General features: G+C 60.8%; 15 protein-coding genes. 13 read left to right on the top strand and 2 right to left on the bottom strand.

Going from position 1 to position 15480, the window contains the following annotated elements:
• Positions 1-275: 275 nt before the first annotated feature.
• The 13 genes from ACZXDY_RS03565 (at position 276) to ACZXDY_RS03625 (ending at position 13298) form a co-directional block, all read left to right on the top strand.
• Complete coding sequence (locus ACZXDY_RS03565) at positions 276-1946, top strand: aromatic/alkene/methane monooxygenase hydroxylase/oxygenase subunit alpha (protein WP_208819582.1); 1671 nt, start codon at positions 276-278, stop codon at positions 1944-1946.
• A gap of 81 nt (positions 1947-2027) precedes the next feature.
• Positions 2028-3068 carry a 2Fe-2S iron-sulfur cluster-binding protein gene (locus ACZXDY_RS03570; protein WP_464344515.1) on the top strand — a complete coding sequence of 347 codons (1041 nt, stop codon included), beginning with the start codon at positions 2028-2030 and terminating at the stop codon, positions 3066-3068.
• Positions 3069-3123: 55 nt separating this feature from the next.
• Entirely contained in the window at positions 3124-4194 is a 1071-nt protein-coding gene (locus tag ACZXDY_RS03575; protein WP_464344516.1) for an aromatic/alkene monooxygenase hydroxylase subunit beta, read from the top strand.
• 6 nt (positions 4195-4200) lie between these two features.
• Positions 4201-4572 carry an MmoB/DmpM family protein gene (locus ACZXDY_RS03580; RefSeq protein ID WP_130224117.1) on the top strand — a complete coding sequence of 124 codons (372 nt, stop codon included), beginning with the start codon at positions 4201-4203 and terminating at the stop codon, positions 4570-4572.
• A gap of 137 nt (positions 4573-4709) precedes the next feature.
• Positions 4710-5732: an amidohydrolase family protein gene (locus ACZXDY_RS03585; RefSeq protein WP_464344517.1), complete on the top strand. Its 1023-nt coding sequence runs from the start codon at positions 4710-4712 to the stop codon at positions 5730-5732.
• A gap of 5 nt (positions 5733-5737) precedes the next feature.
• Positions 5738-6574, top strand: a complete 837-nt coding sequence (locus ACZXDY_RS03590; protein WP_464344518.1) for a metal-sulfur cluster assembly factor — start codon at positions 5738-5740, stop codon at positions 6572-6574.
• A 97-nt stretch (positions 6575-6671) separates the two neighbouring features.
• Positions 6672-8303: a chaperonin GroEL gene (gene groEL, locus ACZXDY_RS03595; protein ID WP_464344519.1), complete on the top strand. Its 1632-nt coding sequence runs from the start codon at positions 6672-6674 to the stop codon at positions 8301-8303.
• A 64-nt stretch (positions 8304-8367) separates the two neighbouring features.
• Entirely contained in the window at positions 8368-8973 is a 606-nt protein-coding gene (locus ACZXDY_RS03600) for a hypothetical protein (protein ID WP_464344520.1), read from the top strand.
• Between the two features lie 121 nt (positions 8974-9094).
• Entirely contained in the window at positions 9095-11137 is a 2043-nt protein-coding gene (locus tag ACZXDY_RS03605) for a sigma-54-dependent Fis family transcriptional regulator (protein ID WP_464344521.1), read from the top strand.
• Positions 11138-11150: 13 nt separating this feature from the next.
• On the top strand, positions 11151-11600 hold the full coding sequence (locus ACZXDY_RS03610) for a hypothetical protein (protein ID WP_464344522.1): 450 nt from the start codon (positions 11151-11153) through the stop codon (positions 11598-11600).
• A 41-nt stretch (positions 11601-11641) separates the two neighbouring features.
• On the top strand, positions 11642-11920 hold the full coding sequence (locus ACZXDY_RS03615) for a hypothetical protein (protein WP_464344523.1): 279 nt from the start codon (positions 11642-11644) through the stop codon (positions 11918-11920).
• 8 nt (positions 11921-11928) lie between these two features.
• Positions 11929-13044 carry a WD40 repeat domain-containing protein gene (locus ACZXDY_RS03620; protein WP_464344524.1) on the top strand — a complete coding sequence of 372 codons (1116 nt, stop codon included), beginning with the start codon at positions 11929-11931 and terminating at the stop codon, positions 13042-13044.
• Between the two features lie 20 nt (positions 13045-13064).
• A complete protein-coding gene (locus ACZXDY_RS03625) occupies positions 13065-13298 on the top strand; it encodes a hypothetical protein (protein WP_464344525.1) in 234 nt (77 codons plus the stop codon).
• A 14-nt stretch (positions 13299-13312) separates the two neighbouring features.
• Here ACZXDY_RS03625 and ACZXDY_RS03630 read toward each other — a convergent pair whose 3' ends face one another.
• Positions 13313-14347, bottom strand: coding sequence for a Bug family tripartite tricarboxylate transporter substrate binding protein (locus tag ACZXDY_RS03630; RefSeq protein ID WP_464344526.1), 1035 nt, complete (start codon positions 14345-14347; stop codon positions 13313-13315).
• Positions 14340-15479 (bottom strand): mandelate racemase/muconate lactonizing enzyme family protein, encoded by a 1140-nt coding sequence (locus ACZXDY_RS03635; protein ID WP_208819610.1) that lies wholly within the window; start codon positions 15477-15479, stop codon positions 14340-14342. Before ACZXDY_RS03635 ends, ACZXDY_RS03630 begins: the two co-directional genes overlap by 8 nt.
• Position 15480: the final 1 nt, after the last annotated feature.

A 15480-nucleotide genomic window follows, 5' to 3' on the forward strand; every position in this document is an offset into this window, starting at 1 on the left:
CCGCGAAAAGAACGAGGGAAGGGGATATCGAGCTGAGGGCGTATCTTCTGCGGGGCAACGCAATTGCGATCGAGGCCGCTGGTTCCATGATCGCTGCTGATCGTCCGCAGAGCGCTCCACAGTCATCCTGAGACCCTTGCCGATATCAAACGTCCGGTCGTGAGAACGGCCGCGAGGTGGCCCGTAACGCACGGGTAAGCACTGCCCGGCCCGTCGAGGCGCAGGGCAGGCGGAATATCGATGTGGTTTCTGACTCGATCAGGAGGATAGACTAGATGTCTGGAACGCTAACGCTCAACAAGATCACCGCCCAGCGCGGCATTTCCGTCGGTGACGCTGCAAAGAAGATTGCAGATCTCGGCTGGAATCCTTCCTACGTCCAGGAAGCGATGACCTTCCCCACGGACTACAAGATCACGAAGGCGCCGAAGGACCCGATGAAACAGGTCCTTCGCTCCTATTTCCCGATGCAGGAGGAAAAGGACAACCGCGTCTATGGCGCGCTTGATGCGGCCCTGCGCGGCGACATGTTCCGCAACGTCGAGCCGCGATGGGTCGAGTGGATGAAGCTGTTCCTGGCGATCATCCCGTTCCCCGAGATCTCGGCGGCGCGCTCGATGGCCATGGTCGGCCGTCTCGCTCCGGGTGAGGATCTCCGCACCGGCTTCACGATGCAGATGGTCGACGAGTTTCGTCACTCGACGATCCAGATGAACCTCAAGAAGTGGTACATGGAGAACTACATCGATCCGGCCGGGTTCGATATCACGGAAGAGGCGTTCGGCAAGTGCTACGCCACCACGATCGGCCGTCAGTTTGGTGAGGGCTTCATCACCGGTGACGCAATCACTTCGGCGAACATCTATCTGACCGTCGTGGCTGAGACTGCCTTCACGAACACGCTGTTCGTGGCGATGCCGTCCGAAGCCGCTCGCAACGGCGACTACGCGCTTCCGACCGTGTTCCTTTCCGTGCAGTCGGACGAAAGCCGGCACATCGGCAACGGCCATTCGATGCTGATGTCCATGCTCAAGGAGCCCGACAACCATCTGCTGATCGAGCGGGACCTGCGCTATGCCTTCTGGCAGAACCACGCGATCGTCGATGCCGCGATCGGAACCTTCATCGAGTATGGAACCACGAACCGCGACAAGAACAAGGAGTCCTATGCGGAGATGTGGCATCGCTGGATCTTCGAGGACTATTATCGCACCTATATGCTGCCGCTCGAGAAATACGGCATCAAGATCCATCATGACGACGTCCAGACAGCCTGGAAGCGCCTGACCGAGAAGCACTACGTGCACAGGGTCGCGCAATTCTTCGCGGTTGGCTGGTCGGTGAACTTCTGGCGGATCGAAGCTCAGACCGACAAGGACTTCGAGTGGTTCGAGCATAAATATCCGGGCTGGTACGCCCAGTTCGGCGAATTCTGGAAATGGTACGAGAAGCTGTCGCATCCCGGCCAGACCAACATCCTCTTCAATAGCGATGTCGGCTACGTCTATCCGCATCGTTGCTGGTCGTGCCTGGTGCCTTGCCTGATCCGTGAGGACATCGTTACGGACGAGATTGACGGCAAGCTCTATACCTTCGCGCATGAGCTGGATCGCTGGACTGCCGTGCAGGCATTCGCCGGCGAATACGAGGGACGACCGACGCCCGCGATGGGCCGGTTCAGCGGACGGCGGGAATGGGAAAGCTGCTACGATGGCTGGGACCTCGCCGATGCGATCAAGGACCTCGGCTTCGTCCGCACTGACGGCAAGACGCTGGTGCCGCAGCCACACCTGCGCTTCGACGAGAAGGAGATGTGGACGCTTGACGATGTCCGCGGCCACACCTTGAAGAGCCCGCTGCTGACGCTGCGAGAAATGAGCCCGGCCGACCGGGAGGCGCATCTCGCCGAGTATCGCAAGGGATTCACCATCAATCCCTGCAACTGACCTAAACGGAAGGAGCCGGCTCCGGTCGGCTCCTTCTCTCAATCCCTGAAAGTTCTGCAAGCCTTGGTTTGAGGAGGCCCCATGGGCGCGCCCGCTAATGTCGTTCGCCTGCATCCGGTAGGCATAGAATTCGAGGTCGAGGAGAACGAGACCGTCCTTGATGCCGCCTTCCGCCAAGGCATCGCGTTGCCGCATGGTTGCAAGGAGGGACAATGTTCAGCGTGCAAATGCGTCCTTACCGAGGGCGATGTGGAGCTGAAGAAATACTCGACGTTCGCGCTCAACGAGATGGAGCGCGGTCAGGATTACATTTTGTTGTGCCGCACGTTGGCCTACTCGGATCTCGAAGTAGAGCTCCTCAACTATGACGAAGAGGTGCTGTCGAAATCGATACCGGTCAGGGACTTCACGGGCACAGTGACGAGCGTCTCCGCGCTGACCCACGACATCAGGCACCTTGAGATCTCGCTGGAGCAACCTCTGAAGTTCTGGGCGGGTCAATATGTCGACATCACGCTCGCGGGGGCAGAGACGATTACGCGCTCGTTTTCCATGGCAAATTCGCCGCTCGAAGGCCAAAAACTCGCATTCATCATCAAGAAGTACCCGAACGGACGTTTCTCCTCCCGGCTCGACGGGGACCTTGCCCTCGGAACCAGGGTCGGGATCAGGGGACCTTACGGCACCTGCTTCCGGCGAGAAAACCGAAACGGAGCCATGATCCTGGTCGGGGGCGGATCGGGAATGTCGCCGCTCTGGTCAATCCTCCACGATCACATCAGCTCCGGGGAAGCGCGTCCAGTGCGCTTCTTCTACGGAGCCCGGACGCAGAACGACCTTTTCTATCTCGATCGCTTTGCAGAACTCTCGGCAAAGCATCCGGATTTTACGTTCGTGCCCGTCCTCTCTCACGCAGCCGACGACACAGCCTGGCGCGGGGAAAAGGGCTTCGTGCATGAAGCGGTCGGGGCACATCTGCGCAGCTCGGGATACGGGGAAGACGTCGACGTCTACGCCTGCGGACCATCGCCGATGATCGAGGCGCTGACGCCGGTGCTGCAGATGAATGACGTCGAAGCGGACCGCGTCTTCTTCGACAAGTTCACGCCGGCCGCCAACTGAGACTTTCCGAGTGCCGGTCCGTCAAGTGCAAAGCCACCAATGGGAGGAGGAGACTATGACTGCAGTTCCAAGCGTTTCAGTGGGATCCGGTGCAGCAGGCGCTGCGGTGTTTCCGGATTCGGACAGCCGCAGGTACAGGTATTTCGAGCCGCGCAGCAAGCGGGCGACGCACTACGAGGACGTGACCGTTGATGTGCAGCCGGATCCGGAACGCTACTTGCTGCAGGACTGGATCATCTCCTTCCCCAACGGGAAGGGCGCCTACACCAAGGACAACACTGCGGCGCTGAGCTCGAACTGGCATGCATTCCGTGCGCCCGACCAGGAGTGGGAGCGCACCCATTACCAGCGTCAGTCCAAGATCGAAGGGATGGTTCAATCGGTGATCGCCAACGGCCGCAAGTCCGGCGCGCCGAAGGCTTTCAACAAAGCGTGGGTCAAGATTCTGCAAAACCACCTCGGCGCGTGGAAACATGTCGAGTTCGGCCTCGGCACGTCGCTGATGCAGGCTCAGCGCTACGGCTATACGCAGATGATCAACAATGCGACATTGACCAACTCGTCCTACAAGCTTCGCCTTGCGCAGGACATCACGCTCTATCTCGCCGAGATCGGAATGGACATTCCGGGCTTCGACGACGCGGCGGGCAAGCGCACCTGGTTGGAAGACAAGGGCTGGCAAGGCGCAAGGGAAGCGGTCGAATCGATCATGGGTTCGTCCGACTATCTCGAGCAATACTTCGCCATCAACATCGTGTTCGAGCCGCTCGTCGGCGAGCTGTTTCGTAGCGGCTTCCTGATGCAGGTGGCCTCGTCGAACGGCGACTTCATCACGCCGTCCGTCATTTCCGCGGCCGAGGCCGACTATGAGCGCAATCTCGCGAACACGATCGACCTTCTGCATCTTCTGGTGACCGACAATCAGCATGCCGCCCACAACAAGAACCTGTTCCAGGGCTGGGTGGACAAGCACGTGGCGTTCGCCAACAAGGCGGCCGCCGGCCTGCAGCCGATCTGGTCGCAGCCGCATTCGAAGCCGGTGCAGTACGCCGACGCCCGCGCACAGTCGGTCGAACGCATCAAGAAGATCCTCGGCGAGCTCGGTCTCGTCCTTCCCAAGGAGTAAATTGCAATGTCCGTTGCTTCCAGAACTGCGACCAACCAGAACATCTTCCAGAAGATGGGAGACATCGTCTTCGACCAGACGATTTCTCATCAGTGCGGCGTCACGATGAATGACAGCGTGGAAGCGCGTGCCATCGCCGAGTTCATGGCGAAGAAGCCGAACGTGACCGTGACCTACCAGCCGGCCCTGATCCGCATCGACGGTGAGGGCAAGCTGGTCTTCAAGATGGATGAGATCAGCGAAATTCTCGGCAAAGACATGACGGCCGAGATCTTCGAAGTGAACACCTCGACCCATTATGGCCGAATGGTGCGTATCGACGACAATACGGTGACGCTGTTCGGCAACATGGAAGAGGTCTTCGAATACATCGAGTGACCTCTTGCGAGTGACCTCTTGCAACTCGCGAGCCTGGGTGGGGTCGTATCCTGGTGACTGCGGCCCCACCAATTTCTCGCACGGTCGGCGGTCCCGACGTTGATGGAAAAGCGCTTAGCAAAACCTTGGAGATTATCATGTTCATAACCCCCACCGGCGAGGAAGTCTTCGTCATCGACGGGCACACCCATTTCTGGGACGGCAGTCCGGCGAACCAGCGGAACATTCACGGCAAGCAGTTCATTGACTGCTTCTACACCTATCATACCTCACTCAGCCCGCCGGATAAGCTCTGGCCCAAGGACGAGTTCGAGAAGTACAGCGCCGAGCAGATGTACCACGATCTGTTCGTCGACGGCCCGGACGATATGGCGATCGTGCAGTCGACGTACCTTACCGAATTCTACAAGAACGGGTTCAACACGATCGACCGCAACGCCGAAATGGCGAAGCGGTACAAGGATCGCTTCATTGTCAACGGCGCCTTTGATCCACGGGATGGAGAGCGGGCGCTCGAATACATTCATTATATGAAGGAGACGTTCGGCATAAAGGGCGTGAAGCTCTATACGGCGGAGTGGAAGGGCGAGTCACGGGGCTGGAAGTTGACCGATCCAAACTCCTATCGTTGCCTCGAGCTCTGCGAAAAGCTTGGCATCAAGAACATCCACGTCCACAAGGGGCCGACCATCATTCCATTGGACAAGGATGCATTCGATGTTCACGACGTCGATCATGCAGCCACCGACTTCCAGGGTCTTAATTTCATCATCGAGCATTGCGGCTTGCCGCGACTGGACGATTTCTGCTGGATCGCTGTGCAGGAGACCAACGTCTATGGCGGCCTCGCGGTGGCGCTGCCGTTCATCCATGGCCGTCCACGCTATTTCGCCGAAGTGATCAGCGAACTGCTGTTCTGGGTCGGCGAAGACAAGCTGCTTTTCGGCAGCGATTACGCCATCTGGACGCCGCGCTGGCTGGTCGAAAAATTCTGGAACTTCGAGCTGCCCGACGATCTGAAGCAGGAGCACGGCGTCGATCTGACGCTGCAGGCAAAGAAGAAGATCCTCGGTCTCAACGCCGCGCGCCTCTACGGGGTGGATGTCGAGGCGCAGAAGGGCAAGCTCGCGGGAAGCGCGCACGCAGCCGCAGCGGAGTGACAACGATGGACGCTGTCCTTCTGCATCATGACCGAAGGACCCGCGAGGTATGGGAACGCCTCGCGCTGGTCAGCGATCCCGAGCTCGACGAGTCGGTCACCGAGCTTGGATTTGTTGAGCTTGTCAATGTCGATGATGATGGCGGGGTCGACATCGTCTTCCGCTTGCCGACCTACTGGTGCTCAGCGAACTTCGCTTTCCTCATGGCCGACGACATGCGGCGGGCGGTGTCTTCGCTGTCATGGGTTAGCGAGACGCGACTGCAGCTTCGGGATCACATGGTCGCCGAAGAGATCAATCGTGGCGTCAGCGAGGGCAAATCGTTCGGCGACGCACTCCGGGACTTTGCTTCCGGAGGCTCGCTTGATGAGGTGCGTGAGAAGTTCCGCCGCAAGGCGTTCGAGCGACGCCAGGAGGTCATGATTCTGGCGTTGCGAGAGGCTGGTCATGACGACCAGGCGATTTGTCAGATGAATCTAGGCACCTATGACGAAATCGCGTTCGGTTCGGAGCAAGCCGCGCGCCAGAAGCCGCGCTATCGCGAACTTTTGGTTGAACAACGCCTTGCCAGGCGGCCTGGTGATCAGGTCTTCGTCAGTTACGAGGGACATCCGATCAAGCGCCGCGAGCTTGCCTCTTATCTGCAGCGGTTGCGGGGGGTGCGGATCAACATGGAGTTTAACAGCTCGTTGTGCAGGGGCCTTCTTGCGGCGCGCTATCGCGAGCCTGACGGCGATGCGGGGCAGGCTGCCGTCGACGTGGCGCCGTGCGGAGGCTGCGGCAGTGGCTGTGCCGTGCGGGCGGCCGGGCCAGCCGAGAAGCATTCCACCGCGGTTGCATGAGGTGACGCGCCTCGTGCTTGCGGGTGCCAACAACCGGAGCGGTCAGCAAGTCCGCCCGACCAGACAAAAATAGATAGCCAGGTGGGAGTGAAACATAATGGCGAAAGTTCTGCTGCATGACATAGAAGCCCGTCGCGCTCTTGCGCGCGGAGTCCAGAAGCTTGCCGCCGCGGTCGAGTCGACGCTAGGTCCCAAGGGCATGAACGCAATGGTCGACAGGCCAATCGGCACCCCCATGGTGTCACGCGATGGCGTCACAATTGCCTCGGAAATCGAGTTGCCTGACCGTTTCGAGAACATGGGCGCGCAGGTGGTGCGTGAGGTCTCGATGCAGACCAACGAAGTTGCCGGCGATGGTACAACGACGGCGATGGTGCTCGCAAACGGCCTGATCCAAGGAGGCGTTGCAGCCCTGGAGCGCGGTGCCAAGGCGGTCGATCTCTGCAAGGGGATTGACCGGGCCGTCGAGGTCGTTGTCGAGACTCTCAAGAGTGGGGCAATTGCTGTATCCGATCGCAAGACACTGCAGGCGGTGGCGACGATCGCCTCGACCGACCCCCATCTTGGCGGTCTAATCGCGGAGGCGGTGGAGCGTGTCGGCAAGGATGGCATCATTAGTTCCGATTACGGGCTGACGACCAGCACGACGCTCGAAGTGGTCGAAGGCATGTCGTTCGACCGTGGTTACATCTCCCATCACATGGTGACCGATGTCGAAAAGATGGAGGTGGTGCTGGATCAGCCCTACATTCTCCTGACTGACTTGAAAATCAAAACGCCGGGCGAACTGTCGGCGGTGCGCGCGACGGTCGCCTCGACCGGGCGACCGCTTGTCATCGTCGCTGAAGAGATCGCGCCTGACGTCGTCGTCACGCTGCTTGGCGATGGTAACCGCGGCAAGGTTCTGGTGGTAAATCCACCCGACTACGGCCACTGGCGCAAGGCGATGATGGACGATCTCGCTATCATAACAGGGGGACGGGTCATCGCTCGCGAGCTTGGCGGCAAGCTGGAAGAAGCCAGCCTTGCCGATCTGGGAACCGCGCGACAAGTTCGGGCAAGTGGACGCGAAACGGTGATCATTCGCGGCGGTGGCGACGAAGCGGCGATCGCGGCGCGGCGCCAGCAGGTGGCGAAGCAGTACGATCTGGCACCACCCAATATCGAGCAGGACAAGCTCAAGGAGCGCCTGGCGAAGCTCTCAGGAGGAACGGCGGTGATCCTTGCGGGTGGCGTGACGCCCGTCGAGCAAAAACGGACGATCCAGTTGATCGACGATGCGCTCAGTGCGGCGCGTGCCGCAGCCGAGGAGGGCATCGTGCCGGGCGGCGGCACCGCATTGGCGCAGTGCGCGCCGGTGGTCGTGCGCACGCTCGGCAACGTCAATGGCGACCTCGGCGAGGGCATCAAGTTGGTGCGCGAAACACTATCCCGTCCCGCCGCATTCATTGCCCGGAATGCGGGCTATGATGCGGAGAAGGTCGTGGCCGACTTGCTGAGCGCACCGGCGGGCGTGGGGTTCGATGCCGCCAACGGTGTCTTCATCGACATGGTTTCAGCCGGCATCGTCGATCCGGTGCGGGTGACGTATACCGCGCTTCGAAACGCGGCTTCCGTTGCCACGCTGGTGCTGACCACCAACACGCTTGTGGCCGACGTGCCGCAGTACATCGACCCGACCCAGGGACCGGCACTGGGGGGCGGGGCAGAGAAGCTAGGGCGCGCATGAGGCATTGTATGCGGTCAGTGTTCCGCATCGTCGTCTGACGATCCATACCTTTGTGGTCGAATGATTGGACGGTGACAATGAGCGAGAACGGGCTACAATCTTAAAAAGCTCCGGCGTGAGCCGAAGGAGGCAGTGCACAAGCCTCCACGGTCATCCGACCGGGCGGGAGGAAAACATGGTCCACATCATTTCCAAGCGCGATGGTCCGCGCCGGGAAGAGGTCGCGGCGAAGGACTTCATTCGGAAGAACCGCACGAAGATCGACGCGATCGCCAATCATCTGACGGCTGGGCGCTGGCAGGAATTGCGCAATTCCGCACCCCCGCCGCAGCCCCAGCCATCAGGCAAGCTCTGGTTGACGCCGCCAGGCCGTCCCAGAGAGTTGGAACCATATGTGCGGATCAGCCTTAACGGCCGTGTCGTCATCGCTGATCTCGCGTCGGGGCGGCAACTCCATTTTGTCGGCGAGCTGCGCGGAACGGGCCAATCGCGATACTTCGCTCTCGCGACGCGCGAGAACGGAATCTTCGATCCGCTGGATGAAGAGCTCTGCAAGGTCCTCGCCGATCTTGAAGGAGTGAGCGTGCCCGATGAGGTGTCCGAGGAACGCCTGGAACAGATCATCGCCGGCCGTCTCGGGTTGGATGCGATCGCCAAAAACGTCGAATGATCTCCGTAAACTCGGCCTGTGGGGATGACGATTCCGATCAGGTCCGGTTCAGGTTGTTTCTGCCGATCGGGTTGCTGTTTGCCAACGTACGTATGGTGCTCCAATGCTGACGGAAACGCTCATGGCCAAGCCGCCGTTTTCCCTGGAAGGCTACAAAGTTCCGGGCGCCACGGATACGGAGCAGGGGCGGCCATACGATGAGCGAGAAACCAACAGGGCATGGGAAAACTTTTTGACGTTCGGGGACCTCAGGCGCGAGAACGCGCCAGTGCGAGGCGTCATCGAGGAATCATGGCAGCGCAGTGTCCAGTCCGGGGTCAATGCTCATTGCAAGGGCAGCAATCTCGTCGCCTCGCCGGATGATCTCTACGAGCTGCGTCTGAAGAATGATGACTTGCTTGGTTCGAGTGCGGAGACCTTCCGCCGCGTCGCGGAGGTGCTCGGTGACGCCGCCACGATGGTCGTCATCACAGACAGGAACGGCGTCGTGCTGGACGTGGGGGGCGATCAGCGGACGATTGATGCAGGCCATGATATTCGCCTGGAAGTCGGTGCAGCGTGGGGCGAGACGGTTACCGGCACCAACGGCATTGGCACAGCACTCATCACGGGAAAACCGGTTCATGTCCATGCGGCCGAGCACTTTTCGGAGGGCATCAAGGCATGGACCTGTGTCGGCAGCCCGATTCGTAGTCCGATCGACGGCAGCATCATCGGCATTGTCGATTTTTCCGGACCCCAGGCGATCTTTCACCGGCATAATGTCGCGCTCGCGGTGGTCGCGGCCAATCATATCGAGCTCGCTCTCTCGGAGAAGATTCGCATCGAGAGAATGCAGCTACTCGAGGCCAGCATTTCTCGAATGCCCGGGATGAACAGCGCGGACGGCGTCGTCATTCTTGATCGGTTCGGCAGGGTCGTTCATCACAACGACATGGCCTCGGTTCGCTGGCGGCGGATTGCGCAATCGCAGGACTTGAGCATCGGAACGCAGCTTCTCCCGAGCACCGACGGCTTCTTGGCCAGAGAGCTTGCGAATGGGCTGCCTGAGGAACTGCGGGAGCAGCGGATCGAGCCATTAGTGGTCGACGGCGTGGTGAAGGGCGCGATGCTGGTGCTCGCATCGAGGCCGCGCGTGAATCTTGCCGTATCCCAGATGTCGCCGACAGCCCACGCGGCACTCATGTCGGCCAAGGACGCAATTGTCGGATGCAGTGAAGCATTGCTGCAGACGGTCGAGAAGGTTGAGCGGGCGGCGCTCGGCCGGACAGCAATCCTGCTTGAGGGCGAGACGGGAGTCGGTAAGGAGCTATTTGCCCGCCTGGTTCACGCGGCCAGCCAGAAGACGGGCAAGGAGCCCTTCGTTGCCCTCAATTGCGGTGCGGTATCTAAAGAGCTTCTCGGCGGCGAATTGTTCGGCCATGCGCCAGGCGCCTTCACCGGCGCCACGCGCGAGGGCAGGCCTGGACGGTTTGAATTTGCCAATGGCGGCGTGCTCAGCCTCGACGAGATCGGTGAGCTGCCACTGGATCTGCAGCCCTATCTGCTCCGTGTGCTGGAAGAGCGCGCGGTCTACCGGCTCGGTGACAGCAAGCCGCGCCCGGTGGACGTGCGGCTCGTGGCGTCGACCAATCGGAACTTGAAGCAGGAGGTGGCGGAGGGACGTTTCCGAAAGGATCTGTATTTCCGGATCGGTGTCGTCAAGTTCATCATCCCGCCGCTCCGCGAGCGCTTGGGCGATGTCGAGATCCTGATCGATCACTTCAACAGACAGTTCGCCGCGACCTATAGCACCGAACCGCTGCGTTTCGAGGCCGCCACGATGGAATTGCTGCGGCGCTATAGCTGGCCAGGCAACGTTCGCGAGCTGCGCAATCTGATCGAGAACCTTGTGCTGATGACGCTCACCGGCATTGTCACCCCCAGGGACTTGCCGGAGGATTTCCGGGAAGCTGCGGCTCAGCCACTTCAGGCGCGCTCGCCGGCGGAGGATGGCCCTAGATCGGGAGGCGACGAGATCGCGCGCTTCGACGAAATGGAGCGTCGGGCCATCGAGAGGGCTGTCGCAAACGCGGGCGGCAATATTGCTGCCGCCGCCGAAAAGCTGGGGCTTTCGCGTGCCACGCTGTATCGCAAATTGCATCAATACCGCTCGCGGAGCTGAGGACAGGGCAGGCATGGCAACTGTCTGGGATGAACAGAAGAGCCGAGGAGAGCCGGTCGCGGCGGCGACGCTGGCGTCGCAGATTCTTGCGCGTGCCGACAGCGACGTCACTTTCATGGTGCACCTGATCGGCGAAAGCCAGAATCTCCTGGTGCGGCATTTCATCGTGTTCATCGAGACCGAACTCGCAAAGCGCGGCATCAGCTACGGCGTACACCCACTATTGCGTCCCTTCATCGAAACGCATGCACGCGAGCTGACCGATTTCGTCTTGCAGGGTATCGGCTTGCGACATCAGTTCGGCCTGCAGACGCTCGAGACGATGGCCGGAGATCCGGCGCGGTTGCTGAGAGTCGATCTGTGGGACTCGCTGCAATCTCACATCAATGATGCGCAGAAACACTTCGTATCTGATGTCGGTGGCTTGCAGCGAATCCTGGTTCAAGTCGAGACGGATTCATGAGTGATGATTCTCCGACGCTTGCCGAAATACTGAAGCAGCGGTTGCTGGTCGTTCAGGAGATATCGTCCGCTCAATCGCGCAGCCTTCTGAACCGTCAGCTTGGCGGCGGGGCGGAGTTCGAGATTCAGCGGGTCGAGCAGGAGATTGCGGCAACAGGCGCCTCGCATGCGCTCGCCAAGGAGCTAGAGGACGCGCGCGGACGCCTGCAAAACGCAAATGCCAAAATGGCGGCTTGCGACGCGCATTGCGCCGCGCTGGAGCAACGCCTCGAAGAACTGGACAGGTGGATTGCCGCCGCGGGTCAGCCCATCCGAATGTGAGGCGATCAATGGATACGATGGAAGCAGAGACCGTAACGCTCTATGAATTGCTTGGCCGGCACTGGACTTTAGGCGCGCCCGTTACCAGTGTGGCGTTCGACCTGGCGGGACAGATAGTTGCGTTCGCCCTCGCCGATGGGGCGCTGGCGATAGCTCCCCTGACTGATATCGAGCCGCCGCAGGATCGCTGTCGTATCGCACTCGACGAGGGCCGAACAACGATTTCACCGCGACGAAAACCGGTGCCGCCGTTGATGAAAGTCGCAATCAGCGATGCTCCGTTTCATCTTGCCCCGATCGGAGCTTCCGGCTTTATCGCGAGTGATCACAGCCGATTGGTCGGCGTGTCGACATCCGGCATCACGCAGTTAGCCGCAAACCATGGTTCCCCTATCGATCTCGTCACCCCAGTGCAGGCTGGCGGCATTCTGGCTGCTTCTGGCGGGTCGGTCATATCCTATGATTCCAATGGCGACGTCGGCTGGCTGCAAGAGCGTGCGGGAGGAAATGCATCGGCAATCGCCGTATCATCGGATAGTCGGCGCTTTGCGATGGGGGTCGACGGCTGTCTGCTTGTTCGTGCCTTCGGGCCACGACCCGAGCCGGCGGCTTCATTCGATTTTGGCTCCATCTCAACCTTGTCATGGAGTCCCGACGGAAGCTGGCTGGCCATATCGGTCGCAAAAACGGGCATCGTGTTGGTGCGCCTTTCCGATGCGCGGATCGTTCGGATTCCCGGCTATCCTGCCAGCGTTGCGTCTCTTTCGTGGAGTGCAGACTCCCGCGTCCTGGTTACGAGCGGGGGCTATCGGGTGATTGCGTGGGACGTTTCCAGCCTCAGCGATGCCAGCGAACAGCCGACCAACCTCGCGACCGCCCGCGCCAGATTCGTCCTCGTCGAGGCGGTGGATATGCACCCGGAGCGTCACCTGGTGGCAGCGGGTTACGGCGACGGCATGGTCGTTGTCGCCAGGATCGGAGACGCCGACGAACTCATCGTCAAACCGCCCGGTCGAGGCCCCGTACACACCTTGCAATGGTCCCGCGATGGTCAGCATCTTGCATTTGGAACAAGCGGCGGGGAGGCGGCGATCGTGACGTTTCCGCCCCACATTTTCAAATAGCCGGACCCGGTTCAAACAGCTTGATCCGGCTGCAGGTGCAGAGTCATGCCGCGATCATCAGGAGGGAAATCATGACAGCTACCCGATCGCCAAATGAAGCCGACAGCAAAGATCAATTCTTCAAGGAGCTGGCGGAACTTTCCGAGCGAATGATCGCCGCCCATGGAAAGGAGTTTTCGATGGGCGCCCTGGTGCTGGCGGCAAGGTTCATCGCCGAGAACAAACCATTCGGGCGAAGCGCAGTGACACAGTGACGTCCAACGAAAGTTCACTCCGGCTGGATATTGGCGTCCTTGACGACCTTCGCCCATTTCTGGATCTCGCTGCGAATGTGATCAGCGAATTGCGAAGGGGAGCCGCCGACGGGATCGACGCCCTGATCCTGGAAGCGGCGCTTGACGTCATCCATCCTGAGGATCGCATTCAGTTCTGAATTCAGCTTGCGGACGATCTCCGGCTTCATTCCGGCGGGGCCGACGATGCCGAACCAGACCGTGACCTCGTAGCCGGGAACACCTGCTTCCGTAACCGTCGGAACGCCTTCCGCGAGCGTCGAGCGTGCCGTGCTGCTGACGCCGAGCGCGCGCAACTTGCCGGCATTGACCTGGGGCAGCACGTTCGGCGTATTGTCGAAGGCCGCGTCGATATGGTCGCCGAGCAGATCGTTCACCATCGGTGCGCTTCCCTTGTAAGGGACGTGCACGATATCGATCCCGGTCATGCTCTTGAACAACTCCATCGAGAGATGGTTCGACGAACCGATGCCCGTGGACCCGTAAGAGACCTTGCCGGGATTGTTTCGGGCATAGTCGAGGAAATCCTTGACCGAATGGATCGGCATGGCAGGTCTTACGACGAGAAGATTCTGCGTCTGACCCGCAAAGATCAGCGGCGTGAAATCCTTGACGGTGTCGTATGGAAGGCTCTTGTAAATGCTCGGGTTAGAGCCGAACGGAAACGCCACGCCGAGCAGGGTGTATCCGTCGGGCGGGGATTTGGCGACAGCGTCGGTCCCGATCAGCGTGCCGCCGCCCGGCCGGTTCTCGACGACCACGGGAACGCCCCAGGCCTCCTGGAGTTTTTGCGACACGATCCGTCCCAGCGTGTCATTGAACCCGCCCGGTGGATAGGGAACGATGTAGCGGATCGTGTGGCTGGGGTAGGTGTCCGGATCGGCCGCTGCGGGCGCGGCCGGGGTCTGCGCGGAGGCCGCGCCCGTCAACAGAAGAAGGAACGCGCCGCAGGCGAAGTAAGCAAGACGCGTTGCGCGCGATTTGACTTCAGCCTGCAGCGGTTCAGACATAGCAGGGGCCCTCGATCAGTGGATGTGCGTTGATGAAAGCCTCGTTGATCTCGACCCCGAGGCCAGGCGTTTCAGATGGTTTGACGCAACCCTCGGCGTCGAGCTTGTACGGGACGCCGCCGACCTCGTCGCGGAACGGATTGTGCTTGGCGACGTCGCCCTCGAAATAGCCGGGGGCATCGACCGCCGCGAGCACGTTGATGGTTGCCGCCATGTTGATGCCGGTCGCGGAGGTGTGCGGGTTGAAGGACAGCTTCCACGCATAGGCCATCCCGGCGATCCGCATCGCCTCGGTGACGCCGCCGGTCTTGGACAGGTCCGGCTGCACAAAGCTGACGGCGCCATCCTCGATCAGGCGAGTGAATTCGAAGCGCGTAAAGTGGTTTTCGCCGGCCGCCAGCGGCGTCGAGCCGAGCGAGGCGGCGGTCCGGTACGAACGATAATCCTGCGCCGGGAACGGCTCCTCGAGCCATCCGATCTCCAGCTCGTCATAGGCCGGCATCACGCGACGTACGTCGTCGACCGTGTAGCCGGTGTTGGCATCGACCAGAATTTCAATGGTGTCTCCGACCGCCTTGCGCACCGCCGTGGCGCGGGCGACGTCGTCGCGCGGATTGTCGCCGACCCGAAGCTTGATCGCCCGATAGCCCTGCGCGACGTAGCCCAGCGCCTCCTGGGCCAGCGACTCCGGCGCCTGCCATCCGAGCGAGATGCCGCCGGCATAGGCCTTGATCGGCTTTGAGGCGCCGCCGAGCAGCCGGTACAATGGCCAGCCCGCCGCCTTGGCGCGGATATCCCACAGCGCGAGATCGAGGCCGCTGAGCGCCATCGCGGCGGCGTAGCCCATGCCATGGCTCGCCAACTGCATCTGGTAGACGCGCTGCCAGACGCCGACCACGTTCATCGCATCCATGCCGACGACCAATTCGGAGATCGTGGTGTCGATCAGCTTGGCGATGGCGCCGGGGCAGCGGCCGTGATGGGCTTCGCCCCAACCAACGAGGCCTTCATCCGTCGTGACTTTGACCAGCACCGCGTCGCGCTTCACCGCGCGGCCGATGCCCAACCTGACGTTCTGGCCCTGCGGTACGGGATAGGAGATCGGGACCGCCTTGATCGATGTGATACGCATT

Source organism: Bradyrhizobium sp. LeoB3 (assembly GCF_055456055.1).

Coding starts and splice junctions, on each gene's coding strand:
- ACZXDY_RS03635 (WP_208819610.1), bottom strand. CDS start 15,479: ATGCGTATCACATCGATCAAGGCGGTCCCGATCTCCTATCCCGTACCG.
- ACZXDY_RS03590 (WP_464344518.1), top strand. CDS start 5,738: ATGGACGCTGTCCTTCTGCATCATGACCGAAGGACCCGCGAGGTATGG.
- ACZXDY_RS03605 (WP_464344521.1), top strand. CDS start 9,095: ATGGCCAAGCCGCCGTTTTCCCTGGAAGGCTACAAAGTTCCGGGCGCC.
- ACZXDY_RS03570 (WP_464344515.1), top strand. CDS start 2,028: ATGGGCGCGCCCGCTAATGTCGTTCGCCTGCATCCGGTAGGCATAGAA.
- ACZXDY_RS03580 (WP_130224117.1), top strand. CDS start 4,201: ATGTCCGTTGCTTCCAGAACTGCGACCAACCAGAACATCTTCCAGAAG.
- ACZXDY_RS03630 (WP_464344526.1), bottom strand. CDS start 14,347: ATGTCTGAACCGCTGCAGGCTGAAGTCAAATCGCGCGCAACGCGTCTT.
- ACZXDY_RS03565 (WP_208819582.1), top strand. CDS start 276: ATGTCTGGAACGCTAACGCTCAACAAGATCACCGCCCAGCGCGGCATT.
- ACZXDY_RS03585 (WP_464344517.1), top strand. CDS start 4,710: ATGTTCATAACCCCCACCGGCGAGGAAGTCTTCGTCATCGACGGGCAC.
- ACZXDY_RS03575 (WP_464344516.1), top strand. CDS start 3,124: ATGACTGCAGTTCCAAGCGTTTCAGTGGGATCCGGTGCAGCAGGCGCT.
- groEL (WP_464344519.1), top strand. CDS start 6,672: ATGGCGAAAGTTCTGCTGCATGACATAGAAGCCCGTCGCGCTCTTGCG.
- ACZXDY_RS03610 (WP_464344522.1), top strand. CDS start 11,151: ATGGCAACTGTCTGGGATGAACAGAAGAGCCGAGGAGAGCCGGTCGCG.
- ACZXDY_RS03620 (WP_464344524.1), top strand. CDS start 11,929: ATGGATACGATGGAAGCAGAGACCGTAACGCTCTATGAATTGCTTGGC.